The organism is Pseudomonas danubii (assembly GCF_042980055.1).
In the GTDB taxonomy this organism is placed as follows: domain Bacteria; phylum Pseudomonadota; class Gammaproteobacteria; order Pseudomonadales; family Pseudomonadaceae; genus Aquipseudomonas; species Aquipseudomonas danubii.
The window spans coordinates 1047970-1070513 of sequence record NZ_CP116502.1 but is presented as its reverse complement, the minus strand read 5'-3'; the positions used below and the strand labels follow the sequence as shown (position 1 = coordinate 1070513).

The window sequence follows — 22544 nt, the reverse complement described above, 5'->3', positions numbered from 1 at the left end:
TGGCAGCTTGTAGCTTGCGGCTTACAGCTTTTGTGGAGCAGAACCATGATTTCGAAGGAAGGCCTCACCCACCACATCTCCGCGCAGTTCAATGCCGAGCTGGAAGAGGTGCGCAGCCACCTGCTGGCCATGGGCGGGCTGGTGGAGAAGCAAGTCAATGACGCGGTCACCGCGCTGATCGAAGCCGACTCCGGGTTGGCCCAGCAGGTGCGCGAGATTGACGATCAGATCAATCAGATGGAGCGCAATATCGACGAGGAATGCCTGCGCATCCTCGCCCGTCGCCAGCCGGCGGCTTCCGACCTACGCCTGATCATCAGCATCTCCAAGTCGGTGATCGACCTGGAGCGCATCGGCGACGAAGCCACCAAGATCGCCCGTCGGGCCATCCAGTTGTGCGAAGAGGGCGAAGCACCGCGCGGCTACGTGGAAGTGCGGCATATCGGCGACCAGGTGCGCAACATGGTGCGCGATGCCCTGGACGCTTTTGCCCGCTTTGATGCCGACCTGGCACTTTCCGTGGCTCAGTACGACAAGATCATCGACCGTGAATACAAGACCGCGCTGCGCGAGCTGGCCACCTACATGATGGAAGACCCGCGCTCTATCTCGCGGGTTCTGAGCATTATCTGGGTGCTGCGTTCGCTGGAGCGGATCGGCGATCACGCGCGCAACATTTCCGAGCTGGTGATTTATCTGGTGCGTGGCACCGACGTGCGCCATTTGGGGCTCAAGCGCATGAAGGAAGAAGTTGAAGGCACAAGTGGCGAATCCGCTAATGTTCCGGATCAAGCTGACGATAAGTAAGAGTGCCCGAGAAGAGCGCCCGGCCCTTTGGCCGGGCGTTTTTGTTTGTGCTCCTCGAATTTGAAAAGCAGCACCCGCGAACGAAAAGTCCCGGCGTGACTGAAGAGTTTTGGCAAAGTGCCATCAGCCAGCGTTATGCTTGCCGGGATTTTTAAAGGGGTGGTCGATGAGTAAGGTAAGTGTGTTGGTGGTGGATGACGCTTCGTTCATTCGTGACCTGGTGAAGAAGTGCCTGCGCAACTACTTCCCTGGCATCAAGATCGAAGACGCGATCAACGGCAAGAAGGCTCAGGCGATGCTCGCCCGCGAAGCCTTCGACCTGGTCCTGTGCGATTGGGAAATGCCGGAAATGTCCGGCCTTGAGCTGCTGACCTGGTGCCGTGAGCAAGAGGCGCTGAAAACCATGCCGTTCGTCATGGTCACCAGCCGTGGCGACAAGGAAAACGTGGTGCAGGCGATCCAGGCCGGGGTTTCCGGCTATGTGAGCAAGCCTTTCACCAACGAACAGCTGCTGACCAAGGTCAAGCAGGCGCTGAACAAGGTCGGCAAGCTCGACACCTTGATGAACAGCGCGCCGACCAAGATGAACTCGGCCTTCGGCAATGACTCCCTGAGCGCCCTGACCGGCGGCAAGCCGGCGGTGGTGGGGGCGGCTTCGGCCCCGGTCAATCCGTTTGCCAAGCCGGCGGCCCCTGCGCCGGCCTCTGCAGCCGCAGCGCCGGCGCGTGGTTTGCTCAACAGCCCTCCGGTCAAGGCGCCGACGCCCGCGGCAGCGGCCAGTGGCGGTCGTGGCCAGGGCCAGCTGCGGTTGTCCAGCGGCAATCAGCCGTGCGTGATCAAGGCCCTGAGCATCAAGGAAGCGTTGCTGGTGGTGAAGCGTACCGACAGTCTGCCTCAAGTGTTGGAGAGCGCGGTGCTGGACCTGGAGCAGGGCGACAACGCTGAAGTGGCGCGGCTCAACGGCTACCTGCATGCGGTGGTGGCGTTGGAGCCCAAGCCGGACAGCGATTGGCTGCAACTGACCTTCCGTTTCGTCGACCAGGATGCTCAGAAGCTCGACTACATCTCGCGCCTGATCGCCCGCGGCACCGCCCAGAAGCATTTCGTTCCCGGCGCCTGATCCTCCCAGTCCGCTTTGTAGGAGCTGGCTTGCCAGCGAAAGCGTCCACAAGAGCAACACATGGCTTGCGGGCCTCTTCGCCGGCAAGCCGGCTCCTACGAGGATGGACGCTGCGGAAACCTGCGGAAAACACTTTTCCCGTTGCGGATTTTTGCCTTGCGCTGAGGCGGCCTGCTGCACCATCCCGCTATCGAGCGAACCACTCGCAACATAGGCCGTAACCCTCAAGCCACAAGGCCTTCGCCGTATCCCTCGATACTTTCTGCCGTACGTCCGATTGATTTTTCTGCCCTTGATTTATATCTGTTTGGATATAGATTGTGCATAACGCTACGTGCTTTTCAGCGCTTGCGGCCATGCCTTGAAACAACCCGGCGCGGCCGGTCCTGGCCGTGTTGATTAGCCTTGTTCCTGTTCATTAACAGGAGAGGTTCGATGCCCAGGCACAAGGATGTGGTGTTTGTCGGGAGCGCGCTGCGAGATCTCAGGGCGTTCCCTGAAGATGCCCGTCGGGCCGCCGGTTTCCAGTTGGATCTGCTGCAGCAGGGTGAACAGCCCTACGATTGCAGGTCGGTGAAAACCATCGGTCCGAGCGTTTTCGAGATCAGGGTCCATGAGGATTCAGGGGCGTTTCGGGTGTTCTATGTGGTCAAGCGGCCGGCAACCCTCTATGTGCTGCATGCGGTGCGCAAGACCACCCGCAAGACCGAAGCGCGGGATATCGAACTGGCTCGCGCCAGATATCAGGAAGCAGGTTCACGCCATGACTGATTCACCGGTTACTCAGCGGTTCACCAGTGTCTGGGATGCCCTTGAGGCCACTCCCCAGGAAGCCGCCAACATGCGCCTGCGGGCCAAGCTGATGCTCGAACTGGGCAAGACCGTGCAAGCCTGGGGCCTCTCGCAGAAGGAGGCGGCCAAGCGCCTCAATATCACCCAGCCACGCCTCAACGACGTGCTCAGCGGCAAGATCAACAAGTTCTCCCTCGATGCCCTGGTCAACCTCTCGGAGGCGGCCCATCTGGGGGTGGATCTGCGCTTCGATGGGCCAGGCCTCGACCCCCTGGTGCCGGCCTGATTCACACAAGCTCCATATCCGGCTGTTAGCGTGGCTGCATAACCTGCCAAGAAGCTGCCCAATGTTTGTGCGCCTGCTGTTTTTCTGTGGACTGTCCCTCGCCGCCACGTCGCTGGCGGCGATGACGGTCTACAAGTCCATCGACGCCGATGGCGTGGTGTCCTACAGCGACCGGCCTTCGCCGGGCGCCCAGGCGTTCGTGTTTCGCGATCGCATGGAAGAACACCTGGAGCGCCAGGTGCGCCTGGATATCCAGAAGCACAAGGGTGGGGACGCGGTGTATGTGCGCAACGACCTCTACGCGCCGGTGGAGATCGAGTTGGGCTTTGCCGGTTTGCACAACGTCAGCGGAGCGCCCGGACGCCCGATCCGACAGGTACTGCCGGCCCGTAGCAGGCAGCGCCTGGCGCTGCTCACGGCGACTCGCGCCGACCAGCCCCTGAGCTATGTCCCCAGGTTCCGTTACTCCCTGGGGGACCCGGTAGCGACCACCCAGGCCTATCGCTACCCGCTGCCCTGGCGTGGCGGGCCGTTTCGCCTGACCCAGGGCGCCAATGGCCAATACAGCCATTTCGGTCCCAGGAGCCGTTATGCCATGGACATCGCCATGCCCGTGGGCACGCCGATCATCGCCGCCAGGGGCGGGGTGGTGGTCAAGACCGAGAATGCGCAGAACGGCCGGGGCAACAATCCGGCGGGCAACTTTGTCCGGGTGCTGCACGACGACGGCACCATGGGCGTGTACCTGCACCTCAAGCAAGGTTCGGTGAGTGTGCGCGAAGGGCAGCGGGTGGCGGTGGGCAGCCCGTTGGGGTTGTCGGGCAATACCGGCAACAGCAGCGGGCCGCACCTGCATTTTGTGGTGCAGCGCAATACCGGGCTGGGGCTGGTGTCGATTCCCTATCAGTTCAACCAGCCGCTGGGGGATCTGCCGAATTTTGCCTTGGGCAAAAAATGATCTTTGCCTGTAGGAGCCGGCTTGCCGGCGAGCGGGCCGAAGGGCCCGTCAATCCAGCATCAACACCTTGGCCAGGATGATCTTCGGTCCCTTCATCTTCTTGATGATGATGCGCAGGCCTTCGACTTCCAGCACTTCTTCCTCTTCCGGTACCCGTTTCAGGGTTTCGTACACCAGGCCGGCGAGAGTTTCGGCTTCGATATGGTCCAGGTCGATGCCCAGCAGGCGCTCGACCTTGAACAGCGGCGTGTCACCGCGCACCAGCAGCTTGCCTGGCTGGTAGGCGAGGATGCCGCGCTCGGTCTTGCGGTGTTCGTCCTGGATGTCGCCCACCAGCACTTCCAGCACGTCTTCCATGGTCAGGTAGCCAATCACCTTGCCGTCGGCTTCTTCCACCAGGGCGAAGTGCGAACCGCCCTTGCGGAACTGCTCCAGCAACTGCGACAGCGGCATGTGCCGCGACACACGTTCCAGCGGGCGAGTCAGCTCGGCCAGGTTGAACGACTCGGGAATATGGTCCAGGGCCGCCAGTTCCAGCAGCAGGTCCTTGATGTGCAGCAGGCCGACGAACTCGTTGCGCTCGCTGTCGTAGACCGGATAGCGGCTGAACTTGTGGCGACGGAACAGGGCAAGGATTTCCTTGAGTGGCGCGTTGAATTCGACGCTGACCAGGTCCTCTCGGGAGTTGGCCCAGTCCACCACTTCCAGTTCGCCCATTTCCACGGCCGAGGCCAGTACGCGCATGCCCTGGTCGCTGGGGTCCTGACCGCGGCTGGAGTGCAGGATCAGCTTGAGTTCTTCACGGCTGTAGTGATGCTCGTGGTGCGGGCCGGGCTCGCCCTGGCCGGCAATGCGCAGGATGGTGTTGGCGCTGGCATTGAGCAGGTAGATGGCCGGGTACATCAGCCAGTAGAACAGGTACAGCGGTACCGCCGTCCACAGCGACAGCAGCTCGGGTTTGCGGATCGCCCAGGATTTGGGCGCCAACTCGCCGACCACGATGTGCAGGTAGGAAATGATAAAGAACGCGGTGAAGAACGACACGCCGCGGATCACTTCCGGGGAGTTCACGCCTACGGCGCCCAACAGCGGCTCCAGCAGGTGGGCGAACGCCGGCTCACCGACCCAGCCCAGGCCCAGGGAGGCCAGGGTGATGCCCAACTGGCAGGCCGACAGGTAGGCGTCCAGCTGGCTGTGCACGGTACGCAGGATCTGCCCGCGCCAGCCGTTTTTGTGGGCGATGGCTTCGACTCGAGTCGAGCGCAGCTTGACCATGGCGAACTCTGCGGCAACGAAAAAGCCGTTGAGCAGGACCAGGATCAGAGCAAAAAGAATCATGCCGAAGTCGGCGAACAGAGACGCGAGGGTGAAACCAGGGGAAGGGTCCATGATGGAGTTTTGCGGGTTCCGTGTATTCGAAGAAGAAGGAAAGGCGGTGCCTGAATGGCAGGCACAAGTGACGCAATGTAGCGGCTGACGGAGCGATTGCCTAGGGGCAAACCACGGTCAGCGCTGTTCGGTAAGGCTGCCAGCTGCGGCTTTTTTAACCTGGGCCGGGGCGAAGTGGCAGGTAAAGGTGCTGCCGTGGCCCAGTACGCTGCTGATTTCCAGGCGTGCGCGATGACGCAGCAGCACGTGCTTGACGATGGCCAGGCCCAGGCCCGTGCCGCCGGTATTGGAGTTGCGGCTCGAATCCACGCGGTAGAAGCGTTCGGTGAGGCGCGGCAGGTGCTTGCTGTCGATGCCGATCCCGGAGTCTTGCACGCTCAGGTGCGCGCCCTGGTCGTCGCCCCACCAGCGGATGCGGATATTGCCTTCGGCCGGGGTGTATTTCACCGCGTTGAACACCAGGTTGGAGAAGGCGCTGCGCAGTTCCGCCTCGCTGCCCTTGAGCTGTACCGAGGCGTCGGCTTCCAGGGTGATGCGCTGGTTGCGCTCCCCGGACAGGGCCTGGGCATCGCTCTTGATCGACTGCAGCAGCCCATCGATGGGCACCGGCTGGTTGTCCGAGGGGTAGTCGGTGGCTTCCAGCTTGGCCAGCAATAGCAGGTCGTTGAGCAGGGTCTGCATGCGCCCGCCTTGCTGCTGCATCTGTTGCAGGGCACGGTTCCAGCGCGGATTCACTTCCTCGACGTTGTCCAGCAGGGTCTCCAGGTAGCCGCAGATCACCGTCAACGGGGTACGCAGTTCGTGGGACACGTTGGCGATGAAGTCCTTGCGCATCTGTTCCAACTGGTGGATGCGGGTCACGTCGCGCACCAGCATCAGGTGCTCATTGTTGCCATAGCGGGTGATGTACAGCTGGATGCGGACCCGGTCGTTGGCCGGGGAGGGGATCTCCAGCGGTTCGGCGTAGTTGTCTTGCTCGAAGTATTCCTTGAAGCGCGGATGGCGCACCAGGTTGGTCACCGGCTGACCGCTGTCCTGGGGCGTCTTGAGGCCCAGCAGGGTTTCGGCGGCGCGGTTCCACCATTCCAGGTTACCGTCGCTGTCGAGCATGATCACCGCGTCTTTCAGGGCCGCGGTGGACTCCTGGACCCGGTCGATCACCGCCTGCAGGCGCCCGCGCACCCGTTGGTCGCGGCGTTGCAGGTGATAGATGCTGTCGAACACCTCGCCCCACAGGCCATAGCCGTCGGGCGGAGCTTCGTCAGGTTGATGCAGGCGCAGCCATTCGTGCAGGCGCAGCAGCTGCTTGAGGGTCCAGGCCAGGTAGAGCCCTAAGCCGGCGGCCAGGCTCCAGCCGTAGTAACCACTGATCAGGCCCACCAGCAGGCAGCCGGTGATCAACAGCAGCAGGTGGCGAATCAGGGTGCCATGCCAGTTTTGATTCACTTGAAACACGTCCGTGGGGGTGAAGCAGCTCCGAGCTGCAAGTGTTGAAGCGGTCACTCATCGGCGCGCCGCTTGTCGCTTGCCGCTGTTGTCAGGCCTTGGTGGAAAAACGATAGCCGGTGCCGCGCACGGTTTGTACCAGATTCTCGTAGGCGTCACCCAGGGCTTTGCGCAAGCGGCGGATGTGCACGTCTACGGTGCGTTCCTCGACATACACATTGCCGCCCCAGACCTGATCCAGTAGCTGGCCGCGGGTGTAGGCACGCTCCTGGTGGGTCATGAAGAATTGCAGCAGGCGGTATTCGGTGGGGCCCATTTCTGCCGGCTTGCCGTCGATGGTCACCCGGTGGCTGATGGGGTCCAGCAGCAGGCCGCCGACTTCGATCGGCGCTTCGCCATCGGTAGGGCCGGCGCGGCGCAGCACGGCCTTGAGGCGGGCCACCAGCTCACGGGGCGAAAACGGCTTGGTGATGTAGTCGTCGGCGCCGACCTCCAGGCCCTGGATCTTGTTGTCCTCTTCACCCTTGGCGGTGAGCATGATGATCGGGATGTCCCCGGTCAGCTCGTCGCGCTTGAGGCGTCGGGCCAGCTCGATGCCGGAGGTGCCGGGGAGCATCCAGTCCAGCAGGATCAGGTCCGGCTTGCGGTCGACGATAATGGCATGGGCCTGCTGAGAGTTCTCTGCCTCCATGCAGTCATAGCCGGCCATTTCCAACGCAACGGCGATCATTTCGCGAATCGGCGCTTCGTCGTCAACGATCAGAATGCTTCTGCCAACCATGCTGGAACCTCTTGTCATTTAACTGTCTTGCGCCGCATTAGATAACGGAATTATTGCAGTCGTGTGACAGTATTTCAGGTCGCGAGGCGCGGTGCAGCTTCGTCGACTACGCTTTGGGTCCGATTCCTGACAACCACAAAAGAAGGTTTCCATGACTCTGTTCAAGCAATCGTTGAAAGTCCTGCTGGTAGGCGCTGTCCTGGCCCTGCCGACATTCGCCATGGCCGCTGACCCGGCGATGAGCAAGGACGGCGTGCTGGTCAATCTCCAGGGCATGACCCTCTACACCTTTGCCAAGGATGCCGGCGGAAAATCCATGTGCAACGACAAATGTGCCGCCAACTGGCCGCCGCTGATGGCCGAGGGCAGCGACAAGGACATGGGCAAGTGGACGGTGGTCAAGCGTGATGACGGCAAGGCGCAGTGGGCCTACGACGGCAAGCCGTTGTACAGCTTTGTGATGGACAAGAAGCCCGGCGACATGACCGGTGAAGGCAAGATGGACGGCGCCTGGAAGGTCGCCAAGTCCGACTGACCTTTTCGGGCTGTTCGCAGCCTGCGGCAGCGGCTACACCGATCTCTGTAGCCGCTGCTGAGCCATGGCGAAGCTGCGAAAAGGCCCGCTGGGCCTTGCTTGACGGTCTAACGCAACGCGTAATCCAGGATCACGCCGATAAAGATCGCCATGCCCGCCCAGTGGTTGTGCAGGAAGGCCTTGAAGCATTTCATCCGGTCGCGATCCTGGGTGTACCAGAACTCCCAGGCAAAACACGCCGCCGCCACCAGCAGCCCCAGGTGGAACCAGACCCCCAGATGGAAGCGTGCGCCTGCCAGCAGCAGGCAGCCCAATGACAAGCCCTGCAAGGTGAGAATGATCACCCGGTCGGCATCGCCGAACAGGATCGCCGTGGACTTGACCCCGATCTTCAGGTCGTCGTCGCGGTCGGTCATGGCGTAGTAGGTGTCGTAGCCCACGGTCCACAGCAGATTGGCGATGTACAGCAGCCACGCACTGGCTGGCAGTTCGCTGTTCTGCGCGGTGAAGGTCATCAGAATGCCCCAGGAATAGGCTGCGCCCAGGACCACCTGTGGGTAATAGGTGTAGCGCTTCATGAAGGGGTAGCAGGCCGCCAGGGCCAGGGCGCCGAACGACAGCCAGACCGTGGTGGCGTTGGTGCACAACACCAGCAGGAAGGCTGCGCCCATGAGGAGCGCGAACAGTGCCAGGGCTTCCTTGGCGCTGACCTTGCCGGTGGCCAGGGGCCGTTGGTCGGTGCGCTTGACCTGGCCGTCGACCTTGCGGTCGGCAAAGTCGTTGATGGCGCAGCCGCCGGCTCGGGTCAGGATCACGCCGAAGGTAAAAATCAGCACATGGCTCAGGGATGGCTGGCCATCGGCGGCGATCCACAGGGCCACCAGGGTCGGCCACAGCAGCAGGTAGATGCCGATGGGCTTGTCCATGCGGGTCAGTTGCAGGAAGTCCCAGGCCCGTGGATGCAGGCGATTGAGGGATTTGAGCAGGCTCAGGTACATCAGCAGGCCTCCGGTTGGGCTTCGATGGCGCGCCACAGGCTGGGCAGGAAGACCTCGGCAACCAGCAGGCTCAAGGGGCCGCGATCGAAACGCGAACGCCGGCCCCAGAGCCCCTCGGTGGCCACTGCGGTGGGCAGCCAGGCTTGCGGATAGCGGCAGACTTCGATGGGCTGGCGGGTAAAGGCTTCATCGCAGAACAGCAGTTCCCCGAGGGAGCGGCTGCCCAGTTCGTCGATGTTCAAGCCGCCTTGCTGCAAGGCGCTGCGGGCGGCCACGCTGCGGGCGAATACCCAGGCTTCGCCGTGGCCCCGCAGGTACACCTCGCGAACCCAGCCTTCACTCTGTTCGGGCAGGCCCAGGGCCGCGCACTCGTCGTTGCGCAGGGTTTGCCATTCCTCCACCAGCGGCGTGACGCTGAAGCCGTCGCGGGAGAGTCGGGTCAGGCGCCGGGTCAGCGACCCTTCATCGAACAGCCAGTTGGCAACGGCTGAGCCGGGGAAGGGGGACAGACGGCTTTGCACCAGCCAGGTCGGGGCCGGTGCGGGGGGCATTGAGTGCGGCACAGTGGGTCAGTATTGGCAGCAAATGAGGCGGCGAGCTTAGCATGGCAACCGCCGGTTTTGATTGATCCAGGACGCCTGGCAGCACGAACGTGCTTGCATCTGCCGGTAGTGATCAGTAAAAAACCCCAGTGCCGGACGCTGATCAGCGTGGCCTTTAGAGTCGATCCATCGACCGAGCCTGAACTCCCGAGGAAATGCATCAATGAAAAAGTGGCAATGTGTGGTCTGCGGCCTGATTTATAACGAAGCGGAAGGCTGGCCGGACGACGGTATTTTGCCGGGTACCCGTTGGGAAGATGTGCCTGAAGACTGGCTCTGCCCGGACTGCGGCGTGGGCAAGATGGATTTCGAAATGATCGAGATCGCCTGATCGAATTCTGTGGATTGAACGACCAATAACAAGGAGCAGGGAATGAGCGCACCGGTGGTGATCGTGGGAACAGGTCTGGCGGGTTACAACCTGGCCCGGGAATTTCGCAAGCTCGACGGAGAAACGCCGTTGTTGCTGATCACTGCCGATGACGGCCGTTCCTACTCCAAGCCGATGCTGTCTACCGGTTTTGGCAAGAACAAGGACGCCGACGGCCTGAGCATGGCCGAGCCCGGCGCCATGGCCGAGCAGCTCAAGGCCGAGGTTCGCACCCACACCCGCATCAGCGGCATCGACCCGGGCCACAAGCGTTTGTGGATTGGTGAGGAGGCGGTGGCCTACCGGGATCTGATCCTGGCCTGGGGCGCGGAAACCGTGCGGGTGCCGGTGCAGGGCGACGCATCCGAACTGATTTTTCCCATCAACGACCTGGAAGACTACGCACGCTTTCGCGCCGCGGCGGCGGGCAAGCGTCGGGTGCTGTTGCTGGGGGCCGGGCTGATCGGCTGCGAGTTTGCCAACGACCTGATCCTTGGCGGCTACAGCGTGGACCTGGTGGCCCCGTGCGAACAGGTGATGCCGACCCTGCTGCACCCGGCCGCTGCGGCAGCGGTCCAGGCCGGACTGGAAAGCCTGGGCGCGCGCTTCCACCTGGGACCGGTGCTCAACCGCCTGCAACGCTGCGCCGACGGCCTGGAAGCCCATCTGTCCGATGGCCAGGTGATCGCCTGCGATCTGGTGGTCTCGGCCATTGGCCTGCGCCCGCGCATTGATCTGGCCGCGGCTGCCGGGTTGGTGGTCAATCGCGGCGTGGTGGTGGACCGCGAGCTGAAAACCTCCCATGCCAATATCTATGCCCTGGGCGATTGCGCCGAGGTCGACGGCCTCAACCTGCTGTACGTGATGCCGTTGATGAGCTGCGCCCGGGCCCTGGCGCAAACCCTGGCCGGCAAGCCCACCGCAGTCAGCTACGGGCCGATGCCGATCACCGTGAAGACCCCGGTCTGCCCGCTGGTGGTGTCGCCACCGCCACGGGGCGCCGAAGGTGTCTGGACCGCTGAAGGGCAGGGGGCCGACATCAAGGTGCTGTGCCGTGACGCCAGCGGCCAGCTGCTGGGTTACGCCCTGACCGGGGCGGCGGTGATGGAGAAACTGGCCCTGAACAAGGAACTCCCGGCCCTGCTGGCTTAAATACCGGTCGTTCTGTCGGAATAACCGGGTTTTTGCACCTACAAAGGTCGTGGCAAGACTGGCGCCACTCTCAAGCGCGTGCCATCCTCACTCCCGTCTGCCGCAGCGTAGAGCCTGCGGCGCCTTGGGCGCTGTTCCCGTGAACAGCACGGACATAACAACAAAAAACCGTCAAAGAGGCTTCACACTATGCGTAAACCAGAACTCGCCGCAGCCATTGCTGAAAAAGCGGACCTGACCAAAGAGCAGGCCAATCGCGTGCTCAACGCCATCCTTGAAGAGATCACCGGGGCTCTGCACCGCAAAGACAGCGTCACCCTGGTTGGTTTTGGCACCTTCCTGCAACGCCACCGTGGCGCCCGCACCGGCAAGAACCCGCAAACCGGCGAGCCGGTGAAGATCAAGGCCAGCAACACCGTGGCATTCAAACCGGGCAAGGCGCTGAAAGACAGCGTCAACCCATAAGCATTGAGCGAGCTCCCGGCAGCGGGAGCTTGCAGGGGAAAATAGGCACGCCGAGCGCATCGGGTGCCTATTTTTTTTGCCCGCTGATTGCTTGCGGATCAGCTTGCGAAGCCGCAGTGGCGTGGCTAGGATGCGCGATTGTCCGACACGTGATCTAAGGCCAAGGATGACCCGTTCCACTGACAAACCCCCGGCATGGGTGGCCGCGTTGCGCTACCTGGGGCGCCCCGATATCGCCGCCATGCTACTGGCCTGCATCCTCTCCGTTGGCCTGTCATCGGCCTTTGCCGGCAGCGACTCGCGACTGGCCCAGATCGGCTATCGCGAGGCCCTCAACTGGTTCCACAGTCAGAAATACGACAGCGCCGGCGTCTGGCTCTGCGGCTATTCCCTGGCCCGCGAGGACTACAGCGTGGCGCCCAAGGCGCCGCGTTTGCTGGTGGAAGTGGATGAGCGCTTTCTCTACCTCAAGACCGGCGGGCAACTGGTGGAGCTCACCGGCGCCGCTCAGGGCCCCGAGCGCAGCGAGTACCAGAATGCCGGCGCCCATATCCGCGTCACCCTGAACATCCTCAAGCGCAACAACTTCAGCGAGTACCAGGAATCCCACGACCGCCAGGTGCTGGCAAAGATCGAGATGAACGATCAGATCCAAACCCTGACCCTCAAGGGGCAATCATGCGGTACTTGAACCGGGCGGGCCTGAGCCTGCTGCTCACCACCTGCACCCTGCCGGCCCTGGCCGATGAGGCCAATCCGGGTCAAGGCTGCTACGGCTACCTCACCGAAATGGTCAGGAGCAGTGATTTTCCCTACCGCGACTTCACCACCCCAGAGCGGCTCAAGCTGCTGATCGACCGCGATGATGGCGATGAACTGAGCCTGCAGCTGTTCTACGAAACCTCCGGCAGCGGGATCATCGGCTGGGTTCGCTACGACGTGCCGCAGCAAGCGCTGTGGAATGTCAGCATCGATCCCGAGGAGCCCCAGGCCCTCAAGTTCGACCGGCGCTTTGCCCAGGCTTACGCCTCCTGTCTGGAAGCACGCTGAGCCAGATCCTGGTGCCTTTGCCGGGCTGGATTGGTTTGTTCAAAGTTGCCGACGGGTTCCTTGATTGTTGCCGGTCATTGCTTGAAAATCCGCCGCTGTCCGACCCCCTCAGCATGGAACGCGAACCTCTTGTCCTCTTACCGCATTCAAGAAGCCGACCTCGACATCCCCGACGCCTGGCAGGACCAGAGCATCAATATCTTCAAGCTGCCGGCTGTGGGCGGCGCCCAGGAAGCCAGCTTCGTCATCAGCCGTGACCCGAGCCAGGGCGACGCCTCATTCGCCGATTACGTGGCCCGGCAACTGAGCGGTGCCGAGCAGCAACTGCCGGGCTTCACCCTGATCAAGCGCTGGGAGTTCGACATGCACGGCCACGCCTCGGTCCTGCTGGACTACAGCTGGAAACGCGAAGGTCGCGAGCTGATGCTGCGCCAGGTGTTCATCGAGCGTAAGCCGGCGGTGCTGATCACCACCCTGACCACCACGCCGCAAGACCTGGTGCACCACGAGCCGGCCTGGAAACAGGCCATGCAGAGCCTCAAGCCTCAGCCTTCGCGGGCCTGATCCCTTCGCTGAGTAGCGCACCATGGATATGTTGGCAGCAGCGCGCCTGGGGGATGAGATCGCCCACGGTTTTGGCGTGGCGGCGATGGTGGCGGGGGCCGTTGTCGGTGCCCTGATTGGCGCCGCGGTGGTGGCGGCGACCGTGGCCACCGGTGGGGTGGCGATCGCCATCATCGCCGGTTCGGTCGCGGCCGGTGGCCTGTCGATGTTCCAGATCGCCAAGGGCCTGAGCACGATTTTCAACCTGCCTGAACCCAGCACGGGGGTGCTGGTGGAGGGCAGCTTCAACGTCTACATCAACCTGCGCAATGCCATGCGCGCGGGGCAGGACCACTCATCCTCATGCAGCGGCCTGCCCATGAACCACCCGATCTGGCCGTTCCCGGTACTGATCGCCGAGGGCAGCGCCAAGGTCACCATCAACGGCAAGCCGGCGGCGCGCCTGCAAAGCAAGATGGTCTGCGGCGCCCACATCAAGACCGGCAGCGAAAACACCTTCATTGGCGGGGCCACGGTGCAGGTGGCGTTCGTCCTGGATATCGAAGGCTGGATGCACACCGGGCTGGAGGCGCTGGGCCTTCTGGCCGCCGGCGGCGCCTTGGTGATGGCGGCCATGGCCGGCTTTGCCGCATTTGCCGGTTTCGTCGCCATTGGCGGGGCGATGATGGCGGGCATGGAGTTGCTGGGGCAGTTGGGGGAACGCCTGGGCCCGGGCTATCGCGACCTGCTCCAGGGCATGGCGGGCATGGCGCTGCTGGGCCTGGGGCCGAAGATGGCGAAGTCGATCGAGCCGCCCAAGTTCAAACCGGGGTTCAGCGAGGCGGACATCCTCGGCATACCCAAGGGCTCGCGTCCGGACCCTTCCGAGTACCTGACCCCGCAATACATCTCCCGGCACCTGGCCCAGTTCGACAAGGGCGCCTCGCGCTTGATGCCCAAGGCCAACCTGGACAAGTACGGCATCGGTCAGCGCGATGGTACTTCGTTCATAATGCCCCGGCACGAAGTTGACCAACTGCTGGCCAGGACCAAGGGCAATAACCGCGCGCTGGAAGAGGCCCTGGGCCTGCCGGAGAACTTTCTCGACTCCGGTGGCGAGCTGGTACGTATCGACCTGCCGGCGCCTCGGGACATGAACCTGCGCATTCCTTCGGGCAACGAGGCCGGTGCCAACGAGTTCTGGATTCCCGGGGGCAAGCTGCCCAAGGGCACCAGCGAGGCCGTGATCGACGCCGGTGGCGTCAAGACCAGTGACCTGGATTGGAAAATCCTCCCCTTCTAAGGACCGACATGAAATTCAACGATCTGTTTGTAAGCCGCGAAGAGATGTTCTCGATGGGCATCGAAGAAGTCTCCGGCCAGTACTACGTCTCCTTTCCGGTCAGCAACGGCATGGTCGACTACGAGGAGTACTACGCCATCGATCGCGCGACCTTCGAACTGTTCGAACAGGACCTGCAGGCCGCGCTGGAATTCGTCACCCGCGCCAGAAAGCGCGAGCTGGATCAGTTGCTGATCATGAAGCCGGGCAAGAATCGCGGCACGGCGATCTGACCCGGCTGGCGTCGAGGCAGATGCCCAGGCATCCGCTCACTGGCCGAACGCGGCATTGAGTTCTTTGAGGCTATGGCTGTAGTGCTTTTTCTTCGGATGAAAGTAGACCTCTTTCAGGCTCTTGGAGGTCAGCAGCGGGCTCATGTCGCCGTCTTTCAGATCCCAGAATTGCAGTGAACTCAGGCGCTCCATTGCCGGGGCGAACGACACCGAGTCGAGCTCGGAAATGAACACGTCCTCAAGGGTGTTGTTTTGCGCCAGGAACCCGTAGTCCCGTAGCTGGCTGCATTTTTCGATGTGCAGGGCTTTCAGGCTCTTGAGCGCGTTGATGGCGCTGATATCGAGCATCTTCGGGCTGTGCTGGATTTGAATCGACGCCAGCTTGTCCAGCCGCTCGATGCCGGCCAGCCGCTCGATGCCGCCGCCGCTGATGCGCAGTTCCTCCAGGGCGGTGAGCTTCGAGAGAAACTCGCAATCCTGATTCTTCACCGCTACCAGCAGCAGGTGCTTGAGCCGTGGCAGCTCCAGGGGTTCCAGCGCCTCGTCGGCGCCGGTGATGTACAGCGTCTGAAGGCTGGGCAGTTGCGAGAAGTCGATACGCCCCTTCAGGTAGGGGATCGACAGCAACGTCAGCTGCGGCAACGAGTACAGCGGGCTCAAATCCACCTGCTTCAGGTCGATGTCATCCGACAGATCCAGCGATTTCACGCTGCTGTGCCCACTCAGCGCACTCAAGTCCAGCGGCGCACCCTTGGCCGCTTTGGCAGAGCCCATGACCCGCAGGTTGGCGTAGCCCTTCTTGCTGGCGTATTCGATACCTGCGGCGAACTGTTGGACCGGTATTTCCAGTGCGTCTATGTCTTCGTTGTAGCTGAAATTCTTCATTACTTACCCCCACATGATCCGGATTTCTTGAACTTGTTGTCCAACTTCGTGACCAGCCTGTTCACTTTGCGCTGGGTCTTGGCATCCGCAGCTTCGTAATACTTTTTGCCCGGCGAGTTGAGATTCGGGCTGTTGGCGAACTTCGCCGAGTTGCGCGCGTTGTACTTCTGCATCAGACGATGTTCCACCATGAAGCCCATCTTGCTGTCGCCGAAGTCCAAATGGGCAAACTGCGTAGCATTGGCTTTGCCCTTGATGCGGGCGAGCATCGAGCTGTTCATGCGGGTCACCGGCCCCTTGCCGATGTAAGAGATCTTGCCATTGGTGAAGATGTAGGTGCCTGTCCAGCCCAGCGGATCAAAATACGTCAGCGGGTTGGGGCCGTAGGTGTAGAGGTTCAGGCCGCCTTCGAGCCCGATGGGGTCGGGGCTGATGTAGCGGCCGATGTCCGGGTCGTAGAAACGGAACGTGTTGTAGTACAGCCCAGTCTCGCGGTCATGGTACTGACCTTGAAAACGCAGGTTCTGTTCCTCGAGGTAATAGGGCTCGCGCTCTTCCTCGGCAATGTTCCCCCAGACCCGGTAACGGGCCTGCCAGACGCTGTGCCCATCGGCTTCCGTCAGTTGTAGCGGCAGGCCATTGAGGTCGTTGTGATAGTGCCGGACCTTCTGCAGGGCGCCCTTGCCATCGATCCGAGCCAGCACCTCGAAGCCATCGTCGACATACAGATAGAGGCTGGTGGTGCTGTTGCGCTGCTCTTGCAGCAAGCGCAGGCCATCCCAGGCGAAGCGGGTTTCGCCCAGCAGATAGCCCTGAGCGTCATGTTCGGTTTTCTGGATGCGGCGACCCAAGGGGTCGTAGCTCATCCTTACCCTTGTTTCCCGCTGACCGGCCTGATTGCACACCTCTATCAGCCGATGTTCCGCGTCGTAGCTGAAGTGCTGGATCAGGTGGCTGGCGCTGCGTTTCTCGATCAGCCGGCCAAAGCCGTCGTAACGGAAGTGCTTGTCCTGAAACACGCGCTGCTGGTTGTGCAGCACCGGTCCGGACGCGGCCGATTGGCCATCCAGCAGGTTGGCGGCAGCGTCGTAGGCAAAGGTTTCGGTCTGGCCCAGGAGGTTGTCCTGGCTGGCGATGATGCGTTCGCTCGCATCGTAGTGATACAGCTGGTGTTGCCCGCCGCGTGGGCGCTGTTCGAGCCGGCCGATGAGATTGTCGGCAGGGTCATACTCAAAGTGCTTGCGCACCGGCGCCGGCAGCGCCGCGGGCTGCCGGGTCGGACGTTGCAGGCGCGAGCGCAAGCGTCCGGCGCGATCATATTCGCTGAGGGTCGTGAGCTGGCCCTGGGTCCGCAGCACTTCGCGGTGCAGGCGATCGCGTTCGAAGTCGCTGACCACCTGGCCGTCCACATTGATCTGGTGCAGATGGCCGCTACCGTAGTACAGGCGGTTGATCCAGCGCCCATCAGGCAACTGGCTCTGGCACAGGTTGCCCAGCTCGTCGTAGTGATGCTGCAAGCAACCGTCCGCGCTCTGCTCTTCCAGCAGTTGGCCGAGGGCGTCATAGGCGAAGGACAGGGTTTGCGACTGCTGGTTCTGGCCGGTAAAGACCACCCGTGTCAGTTGATCCAACGGATCATGCTGATACTCGGTCAAGCCGTCGGCGGTGACCTTGGCGAGTATCCGGCCCACCGCATCGCGTTCCAGGCGATGGACGATACTCGGCGGTTGCGCACTGCCCGAGGGGGCGGCCAGGTACTCCACGCCAACCACGTTATCCAGCACGTCATAGTGGTACTGCTGCACGCTGCCATTGAGGTCCTGTTGCCGGATCAGGCGATCCCCGGCATCCCAGGCAAACCGGTAGCTTTCAGCGTTTTCGTTTTGCAGCGCCTGAAGGCGGCCGTAGGCGTCATGACTGAACTGCACCCGGCGCCCATGGGCATCGATGCGAACCTGAAGCTGGCCCTGTCGATCGTACTGATAGTGGGTGGCGTGCCCGGCCGGATCGATGTAACCGGTCAGCTGGCCGCTGTGGTCACGCAGGAACTGCTCGACGCGGCCGTCCGCGAGCTGGTTGCGCAGCAGGCGCCCACGGGCGTCGTGCTGGAAGACCGTCTGTTCGCCCATGGCATCGGTGATGGCCTGCAGGTAGCCGCGGCGGTCGTAGCTGAAGTGGGTCGGGTAGCCTGAGCAATCGGTGAATCGCAGCAACTGCCCCAGGTCGTTCCACTGCAGACGCTTGGTCTTTGCGCTGGCATCGGTGATCTCGACCATCCGCCCCTGGCTGTCATAGCGGTAGTGGGTGGCATGGCCCAGAGGATCGGTTTCACGGATGCAATTGCCCCGTGGATCGTAGTCGTAGGTCCAGCTGTTGCCGGCGGCGTCGGTTTCGATCCGCGGCAGCGACCAATGCTCCAGCCACAGGGTCGACTCGCGTCTGCCCAGGGGATCAAGGGTCTCGCTGAGGTTGCCGGCTTCGTCGTAGCTGAGCTGGAATTGCCCGCCCTGTGGGTCCGTTGCACCCAGTAACTGACGTTCGTCATTCCACTGGAACTGCCAGGTCTGCCCCAGGTTGTCGGTGTACCCGGTGATTTGATGCTGTTGGTCCCAGTGCCGGATGCTCTGGCGTTGCAGGCCGTCCTCTATCCGGGTGATGCCCGCCTGCAAGTCATAGTCAAAGCGGTATTCCTCGCCGCTGTCGGTCCAGTGCCGGACCACGCGCCATTCGATGTCGTCGATCTGCGCCCACTGATAGAAGCAGCGCAGTCCGCTCGGCAGCTGGTGTTCCACCATGCGCCCATCCTCGTAGGCAAAGCGCCGCTGTACGTGCTGGCTGGCGTCCTGTACCTGAGCCAGATCGCCATGGGCGTCATAAGCGTAACGGGCGAGGATTTCCCGCTGCTGGTCCGGGTACAGGCGCTCTATCTGTTGGACCCGGCGGGGCCATTGCGCGCTGTAGATCAGTTCGACCTGAACCAGGTCGAAGGTGTCGCGCAGGCGGATCAATAACCCGGCCGGGTCATAGTCGAGGTAAATGCGGTTGTCGTTGCGGTCGCCGAACTGGCTCAGGCGCAGCCGCGAGCCTTGCACGGGATCGGGTTCAAACAGACGGTACAAGCCGTTGTTGCTCTCGATCAGCAACTGACCGTTGCCGTTGCGCCTGACACTCAGCCCTTCGCCTGGGCTGAAGGCGGCGGCGCCCAGGGGGATCGAGCCCATATCGATGCGCCGGCCCTGCTCATCGAGGTACACCAGATGTTCGCCGCCCTCGGGGTGAGGTTCGATCAACACGCTGATTTCGTACGGCACGCTCCAACCGTTACCGAACAGCCCGTCGCGCCGCTGATCGAGGCTGTTGTAGAAGCGCTGCCAGTCGATGGGCAAGAGGCCCGGCAAGACAAAGTCCATGTCCGCGACGCCGCCCAGGACCTTGGCCCCGGTCGCCGCATGCACCGGGTTCGGCGAGCCCACCGCGGCATTGGTCAGGGCGCCCATGGCCTGGCTGACCACAAACGAATTGACCCCCGCCAGCAACATGCAGGGCAGGTTGGCCTTGAAGTTGCCCTTGCCGCCCTTGAGCATCATCAGCACGGTAATCGCCAGGCCTATCCCCGGGGTCTTGCCGCTGCGGATCTCGCGCACCACCACCGAGCCGCCGCCGATGGACACGTTGGACGACACCATGCCCGCCGAGACCACCTTGGCATCGCAGGTGCTGCGATCGCCGCTACGCACCGCTGGCTGGCCGTTGATGGAGACCTTTTCCGAGCCTTCGGCCAGAAACTGCGGCGGCATCGGCGGATGCTTGGTGCAGGTCACCAGGTCCAGCGGCTTGGGTTCTGCACCGGGTGCGGGGGTGGCGACGGTCGGGCGCCACATCTGCGAAAAGAACCCTTTGGCCATGTCCAGGAAGCCGGGCTCCGCCTCTGACGGCCCCGGTGACTCGCTGGTGGGTTCCGGGCTTTGCGGGGTGCCCGAGGGCGGGGCAGGGGGCGGCGCCGTACCGGCGGCCCGTGCAGCCGGAATGTTATTGGTCAGGGTATCGGTGGAGCCGCTGAGGATGGTGGCCTGCACGGAGGGCGGAAACAGCGCGTTGCCTATCCAGTCGCACATTTTCGTCAGGCCTTTGTCGGCCCCGGTCTTGCTCATCGCCAGCCCGACGATCACCCCCACTACGGCGCCCAGCAGGCAGGCTCCGAGCCCGCCTGTGGCCACGGTGATGCCGGTCGCGGCCACCACGGCGGCGGTGGCCAGGGCGGTAATCGCGATGTTGGCGGCGACCTCCAGCACACCGCTGAGGATGTCCGCCATCATCGAGCTGTGTTCGAGCCCGTCACCCAGGCGTGCGGCCCACAGAAGTGCGTCAGACATGCCGCTGGCTCATCATCAAGGCGTGTTGAAATTCAGGGATTGCTTGATGCTGGCCCAGTGCGCGGCGTCGCTATCGTTCAGCGGTTGTGCCTTGACGTAGCTGAGGGCAAGCATCTTGCGAGTACCGGGCAGAACCAGCGCCAGTTGGTACTGGAAGACCTGCTCGGTGCCCTTGTTGAACTGGCTGCGCAGCTCCAGAGCGTCGACCTCCTGGGCGCTGCCCACGCGAATCGCCACGCCGGGCTGGTAGCGCAACTCCTGAACCTGTTGTTCGAGTTTCTTGAGCTGGCTGTCGAAGCTGCTCTGCAGGGTTTCACCCTCGGCCAGCTGGCTGCGGCTGACGATCAGCGAGGTGCCCAGCTCCGGGAACTTGAGGATGTTGATCGATGCGTCCAGCAGCTCGCTGGGCGGCAAGGCGAACTGAAATTCATTGATGCGATAAGTCATGGCGCTGGGCTCTGGTTAGGGGGTGCCCTGGGGCTTGGGAAACATGGCGTCGACGCTGGCATCGATGCTGCCTTTGACGCCCTGGCCTTCAGGGGTCGCGCCAGCGCTGCCGCCGTTGTTCAGGTGCAGCACGCCGCCGGTATTGAATTCGGCATCGCCCGAGGCATAGAAGCTGATCTGCTTGCCGCTGAGGTTGATCTGGCCGCTGGCGTTCAACTCCAGCACGCTTTCGCCGCAGACCAGGCGCAGGTTCTCGCCCACTTCGATGATGTAGCTCTGGCTGATGCTGTCGGTCTTTTTGCCGCCGACCACCAGCACGTCGAGCTCCTTCACCGCGCGCAGGCGGGCAGAGCCGATGGTCACGGTCTCGTCGCGGCCAATGCTCTTGACCCGGTCATTGCCCACCGAGTGGCTTTCGTTGACCTCGACCACGATGTCCTGGTTGCGCTCGGCGTGGATGTACAGCTGTTCGGCGCCCTTTTTGTCTTCCATGCGGATTTCGTTGAAGTTGGCCGGGCTGCCGCCTTTGCTCGAACGACTCTTCATCCCGCTCTGGGTGGCGTTGGCCGGCAGGTCGTAGGGCACGGTCTGCTCGGCGTTGTACACCCGGCCGGTGATGATCGGGCGGTCGGGGTCGCCTTCGAGGAAGCTGACGATCACTTCCTGGCCGATCCGCGGGATCTGCATCGAGCCCCAGTTCTTGCCGGCCCAGGCCTGGGACACGCGAATCCAGCAGGAGCTGTTCTCGTTGGACTGGTCGTGGCGGTCCCAATGGAAGTGCACCTTGACCCGGCCATATTGGTCGGTCCAGATCTCTTCCCCGGCCGGGCCCACCACCCGCGCGGTCTGCGGGCCCTGGACGATGGGTCGCTGGGTCTTGGCCAGGGGGCGGAAACTCTGCTGGGCGTCGATGCAGGTCAGGTGGCTTTCGAACTGTGCCGAGCCGCCGCTGCCGCCGGTCTCCAGGCTCTCCTGGACCACGTAGTAGTGGATGCCGACGATCAGGTACTCGCGGTTCTGGTCCTGGCGGCTGAAGCCGGTGAGGTTGAACAGGTTGCCCACCCCCAGGCCACGGGCATTGCCGCTCAGTTCGATGCGCTCGTGCAGGCTTTGCAGGGCTTCGATGCGGGTCTGCGCGTAGTGCTCGCCGTCGCTGCTCTGCACGTAGGTGCCGGGGTAGTCGTAGAGCGGGTAGTCGCCGGCGCTGTGGGGGCGCGGCATGGCCGAGCGCACGTCGATCCGTGCGCTGGGGCGCTGGAAGTCGTAGTCGTTGAGCTCAAGGGAGCCGGGCTGGACTTCCTGGGCCAGGTGCCAGTCGAAGATGTGGTCGCGCTCGCGCTGTTGCTCGTCCCGGGGGTAGTAGGGCACCGAGGCGTAGCCGGGCACGCTGCTGTGGGCACCGTAGGCGTCAGCCAGCACCAGCACGTGGCGGTCCTTCTCGTGGCGGAAGAAGTAGTAGATGCCTTCCTGTTCCATCAGCCGGCTGACGAAGTCGAAGCTGGTCTCGCGGTACTGCACGCAGTATTCCCATTCCCGATAGGGACGGCTCAGGGCGTCTTCGAAATCGGAAAAGCCCAGGTCGCGAAACACCTGCTTGATGATCTGCGGGATGCTCAGGTTCTGGAAAATTCGGCAGTCGGAGGTGCGGCTGAGCAGCCACAGCCAGGGGCGCAGGGTCACCTGGTAGCTGGCGAACTGGCCGCTGTCGACGTTCTGGCTGCAGCGGGCCACGATGCCGTGGAAATAGCGCTGGCTGCCGTCGTCCAACTGCACGCTCAGGCCCATGGGTTTGCCCAGCAACTGGTTGAGGTCGATGTTGGCGTCGCTGGAAGTCAGCTGCAGCTGGTAATCGAACAAGCGCCCCAGCTCTTCGCCGCCGCCCATGCTGTTGAGCAGCAGGACGTCCGGTCCCAGTGGGCAATTGACCTGTGCCAGTCGTGTGGATTGCTGAAATAGCATCGTCAGTCTCG

Annotated in this window: 23 protein-coding genes; 14 read left to right on the top strand and 9 right to left on the bottom strand. The window is 62.8% G+C overall.

The window, feature by feature from the left end; genetic code table 11:
- The first annotated feature begins 45 nt into the window (after positions 1-45).
- From phoU to PFZ56_RS05070, 5 genes are all read left to right on the top strand, one after another.
- Positions 46-807 (top strand): phosphate signaling complex protein PhoU, encoded by a 762-nt coding sequence (phoU, locus tag PFZ56_RS05090; RefSeq protein ID WP_025130765.1) that lies wholly within the window; start codon positions 46-48, stop codon positions 805-807.
- 166 nt (positions 808-973) lie between these two features.
- Positions 974-1927, top strand: a complete 954-nt coding sequence (locus tag PFZ56_RS05085; RefSeq protein ID WP_102862315.1) for a response regulator — start codon at positions 974-976, stop codon at positions 1925-1927.
- Between the two features lie 435 nt (positions 1928-2362).
- Entirely contained in the window at positions 2363-2698 is a 336-nt protein-coding gene (locus PFZ56_RS05080; protein ID WP_170001419.1) for a type II toxin-antitoxin system RelE/ParE family toxin, read from the top strand.
- Positions 2691-3005, top strand: a complete 315-nt coding sequence (locus PFZ56_RS05075; RefSeq protein WP_102881323.1) for a helix-turn-helix domain-containing protein — start codon at positions 2691-2693, stop codon at positions 3003-3005. The genes PFZ56_RS05080 and PFZ56_RS05075 overlap by 8 nt, the downstream gene beginning before the upstream one ends.
- A gap of 61 nt (positions 3006-3066) precedes the next feature.
- The gene (locus PFZ56_RS05070; protein ID WP_102881322.1) at positions 3067-3963 is read left to right on the top strand and encodes a peptidoglycan DD-metalloendopeptidase family protein; all 897 of its coding nucleotides are present in this window, start codon (positions 3067-3069) and stop codon (positions 3961-3963) included.
- 48 nt (positions 3964-4011) lie between these two features.
- Here the strand turns inward: PFZ56_RS05070 and PFZ56_RS05065 are convergent, their stop codons facing one another.
- The 3 genes from PFZ56_RS05065 to phoB all read right to left on the bottom strand — a co-directional run bounded on the left by PFZ56_RS05065 (position 4012) and on the right by phoB (position 7579).
- Complete coding sequence (locus tag PFZ56_RS05065; protein ID WP_102862311.1) at positions 4012-5352, bottom strand: hemolysin family protein; 1341 nt, start codon at positions 5350-5352, stop codon at positions 4012-4014.
- Between the two features lie 117 nt (positions 5353-5469).
- Positions 5470-6798 (bottom strand): phosphate regulon sensor histidine kinase PhoR, encoded by a 1329-nt coding sequence (gene phoR, locus PFZ56_RS05060; RefSeq protein ID WP_110594207.1) that lies wholly within the window; start codon positions 6796-6798, stop codon positions 5470-5472.
- Positions 6799-6889: 91 nt separating this feature from the next.
- Positions 6890-7579 carry a phosphate regulon transcriptional regulator PhoB gene (gene phoB, locus PFZ56_RS05055; protein WP_003177195.1) on the bottom strand — a complete coding sequence of 230 codons (690 nt, stop codon included), beginning with the start codon at positions 7577-7579 and terminating at the stop codon, positions 6890-6892.
- A 151-nt stretch (positions 7580-7730) separates the two neighbouring features.
- Here phoB and PFZ56_RS05050 point away from each other — a divergent pair, with 151 nt between their 5' ends.
- Positions 7731-8114: a hypothetical protein gene (locus PFZ56_RS05050; RefSeq protein ID WP_102881320.1), complete on the top strand. Its 384-nt coding sequence runs from the start codon at positions 7731-7733 to the stop codon at positions 8112-8114.
- A 107-nt stretch (positions 8115-8221) separates the two neighbouring features.
- On the opposite strand, the gene ubiA is transcribed toward PFZ56_RS05050, so the two are convergent.
- Positions 8222-9112, bottom strand: a complete 891-nt coding sequence (ubiA, locus tag PFZ56_RS05045) for a 4-hydroxybenzoate octaprenyltransferase (protein WP_170001420.1) — start codon at positions 9110-9112, stop codon at positions 8222-8224.
- Positions 9112-9675: a chorismate lyase gene (locus tag PFZ56_RS05040; RefSeq protein ID WP_102881318.1), complete on the bottom strand. Its 564-nt coding sequence runs from the start codon at positions 9673-9675 to the stop codon at positions 9112-9114. Before PFZ56_RS05040 ends, ubiA begins: the two co-directional genes overlap by 1 nt.
- Before the next feature lie 202 nt (positions 9676-9877).
- Here PFZ56_RS05040 and PFZ56_RS05035 point away from each other — a divergent pair, with 202 nt between their 5' ends.
- The 8 genes from PFZ56_RS05035 to PFZ56_RS05000 all read left to right on the top strand — a co-directional run bounded on the left by PFZ56_RS05035 (position 9878) and on the right by PFZ56_RS05000 (position 14869).
- Complete coding sequence (locus PFZ56_RS05035) at positions 9878-10045, top strand: rubredoxin (protein WP_025130776.1); 168 nt, start codon at positions 9878-9880, stop codon at positions 10043-10045.
- A gap of 42 nt (positions 10046-10087) precedes the next feature.
- Entirely contained in the window at positions 10088-11236 is a 1149-nt protein-coding gene (locus tag PFZ56_RS05030) for an NAD(P)/FAD-dependent oxidoreductase (protein WP_102881317.1), read from the top strand.
- Between the two features lie 189 nt (positions 11237-11425).
- Positions 11426-11701, top strand: a complete 276-nt coding sequence (locus PFZ56_RS05025; protein WP_102862305.1) for an HU family DNA-binding protein — start codon at positions 11426-11428, stop codon at positions 11699-11701.
- A gap of 166 nt (positions 11702-11867) precedes the next feature.
- A complete protein-coding gene (locus PFZ56_RS05020) occupies positions 11868-12392 on the top strand; it encodes a hypothetical protein (RefSeq protein WP_170001421.1) in 525 nt (174 codons plus the stop codon).
- Entirely contained in the window at positions 12380-12751 is a 372-nt protein-coding gene (locus tag PFZ56_RS05015) for a hypothetical protein (RefSeq protein WP_110594208.1), read from the top strand. Before PFZ56_RS05020 ends, PFZ56_RS05015 begins: the two co-directional genes overlap by 13 nt.
- A gap of 129 nt (positions 12752-12880) precedes the next feature.
- A complete protein-coding gene (locus PFZ56_RS05010; protein ID WP_102862302.1) occupies positions 12881-13315 on the top strand; it encodes a DcrB-related protein in 435 nt (144 codons plus the stop codon).
- Positions 13316-13337: 22 nt separating this feature from the next.
- Complete coding sequence (locus PFZ56_RS05005) at positions 13338-14597, top strand: PAAR domain-containing protein (protein WP_110652893.1); 1260 nt, start codon at positions 13338-13340, stop codon at positions 14595-14597.
- 8 nt (positions 14598-14605) lie between these two features.
- A complete protein-coding gene (locus PFZ56_RS05000) occupies positions 14606-14869 on the top strand; it encodes a hypothetical protein (protein ID WP_110652894.1) in 264 nt (87 codons plus the stop codon).
- Positions 14870-14905: 36 nt separating this feature from the next.
- Here PFZ56_RS05000 and PFZ56_RS04995 read toward each other — a convergent pair whose 3' ends face one another.
- From PFZ56_RS04995 to PFZ56_RS04980, 4 genes are read right to left on the bottom strand one after another with little or no spacing between them, the layout of a single operon-like run.
- Positions 14906-15754: a toxin gene (locus tag PFZ56_RS04995; protein ID WP_123390085.1), complete on the bottom strand. Its 849-nt coding sequence runs from the start codon at positions 15752-15754 to the stop codon at positions 14906-14908.
- Complete coding sequence (locus PFZ56_RS04990; RefSeq protein ID WP_110594211.1) at positions 15754-20127, bottom strand: RHS repeat-associated core domain-containing protein; 4374 nt, start codon at positions 20125-20127, stop codon at positions 15754-15756. The genes PFZ56_RS04995 and PFZ56_RS04990 overlap by 1 nt, the downstream gene beginning before the upstream one ends.
- A 15-nt stretch (positions 20128-20142) precedes the next feature.
- Positions 20143-20574, bottom strand: coding sequence for a DcrB-related protein (locus PFZ56_RS04985; protein WP_123390081.1), 432 nt, complete (start codon positions 20572-20574; stop codon positions 20143-20145).
- A gap of 15 nt (positions 20575-20589) precedes the next feature.
- A complete protein-coding gene (locus PFZ56_RS04980; protein ID WP_110652897.1) occupies positions 20590-22533 on the bottom strand; it encodes a type VI secretion system tip protein VgrG in 1944 nt (647 codons plus the stop codon).
- Positions 22534-22544 lie beyond the last annotated feature (11 nt).

Coding starts and splice junctions, on each gene's coding strand:
- PFZ56_RS05075 (WP_102881323.1), top strand. CDS start 2,691: ATGACTGATTCACCGGTTACTCAGCGGTTCACCAGTGTCTGGGATGCC.
- PFZ56_RS04990 (WP_110594211.1), bottom strand. CDS start 20,127: ATGTCTGACGCACTTCTGTGGGCCGCACGCCTGGGTGACGGGCTCGAA.
- PFZ56_RS05085 (WP_102862315.1), top strand. CDS start 974: ATGAGTAAGGTAAGTGTGTTGGTGGTGGATGACGCTTCGTTCATTCGT.
- phoB (WP_003177195.1), bottom strand. CDS start 7,579: ATGGTTGGCAGAAGCATTCTGATCGTTGACGACGAAGCGCCGATTCGC.
- PFZ56_RS05080 (WP_170001419.1), top strand. CDS start 2,363: ATGCCCAGGCACAAGGATGTGGTGTTTGTCGGGAGCGCGCTGCGAGAT.
- PFZ56_RS05025 (WP_102862305.1), top strand. CDS start 11,426: ATGCGTAAACCAGAACTCGCCGCAGCCATTGCTGAAAAAGCGGACCTG.
- PFZ56_RS04980 (WP_110652897.1), bottom strand. CDS start 22,533: ATGCTATTTCAGCAATCCACACGACTGGCACAGGTCAATTGCCCACTG.
- PFZ56_RS05030 (WP_102881317.1), top strand. CDS start 10,088: ATGAGCGCACCGGTGGTGATCGTGGGAACAGGTCTGGCGGGTTACAAC.
- PFZ56_RS04995 (WP_123390085.1), bottom strand. CDS start 15,754: ATGAAGAATTTCAGCTACAACGAAGACATAGACGCACTGGAAATACCG.
- ubiA (WP_170001420.1), bottom strand. CDS start 9,112: ATGTACCTGAGCCTGCTCAAATCCCTCAATCGCCTGCATCCACGGGCC.
- PFZ56_RS05015 (WP_110594208.1), top strand. CDS start 12,380: ATGCGGTACTTGAACCGGGCGGGCCTGAGCCTGCTGCTCACCACCTGC.
- PFZ56_RS05020 (WP_170001421.1), top strand. CDS start 11,868: ATGACCCGTTCCACTGACAAACCCCCGGCATGGGTGGCCGCGTTGCGC.
- PFZ56_RS05070 (WP_102881322.1), top strand. CDS start 3,067: ATGTTTGTGCGCCTGCTGTTTTTCTGTGGACTGTCCCTCGCCGCCACG.
- PFZ56_RS05000 (WP_110652894.1), top strand. CDS start 14,606: ATGAAATTCAACGATCTGTTTGTAAGCCGCGAAGAGATGTTCTCGATG.
- phoU (WP_025130765.1), top strand. CDS start 46: ATGATTTCGAAGGAAGGCCTCACCCACCACATCTCCGCGCAGTTCAAT.
- PFZ56_RS04985 (WP_123390081.1), bottom strand. CDS start 20,574: ATGACTTATCGCATCAATGAATTTCAGTTCGCCTTGCCGCCCAGCGAG.
- PFZ56_RS05050 (WP_102881320.1), top strand. CDS start 7,731: ATGACTCTGTTCAAGCAATCGTTGAAAGTCCTGCTGGTAGGCGCTGTC.
- PFZ56_RS05035 (WP_025130776.1), top strand. CDS start 9,878: ATGAAAAAGTGGCAATGTGTGGTCTGCGGCCTGATTTATAACGAAGCG.
- PFZ56_RS05005 (WP_110652893.1), top strand. CDS start 13,338: ATGGATATGTTGGCAGCAGCGCGCCTGGGGGATGAGATCGCCCACGGT.
- PFZ56_RS05065 (WP_102862311.1), bottom strand. CDS start 5,352: ATGGACCCTTCCCCTGGTTTCACCCTCGCGTCTCTGTTCGCCGACTTC.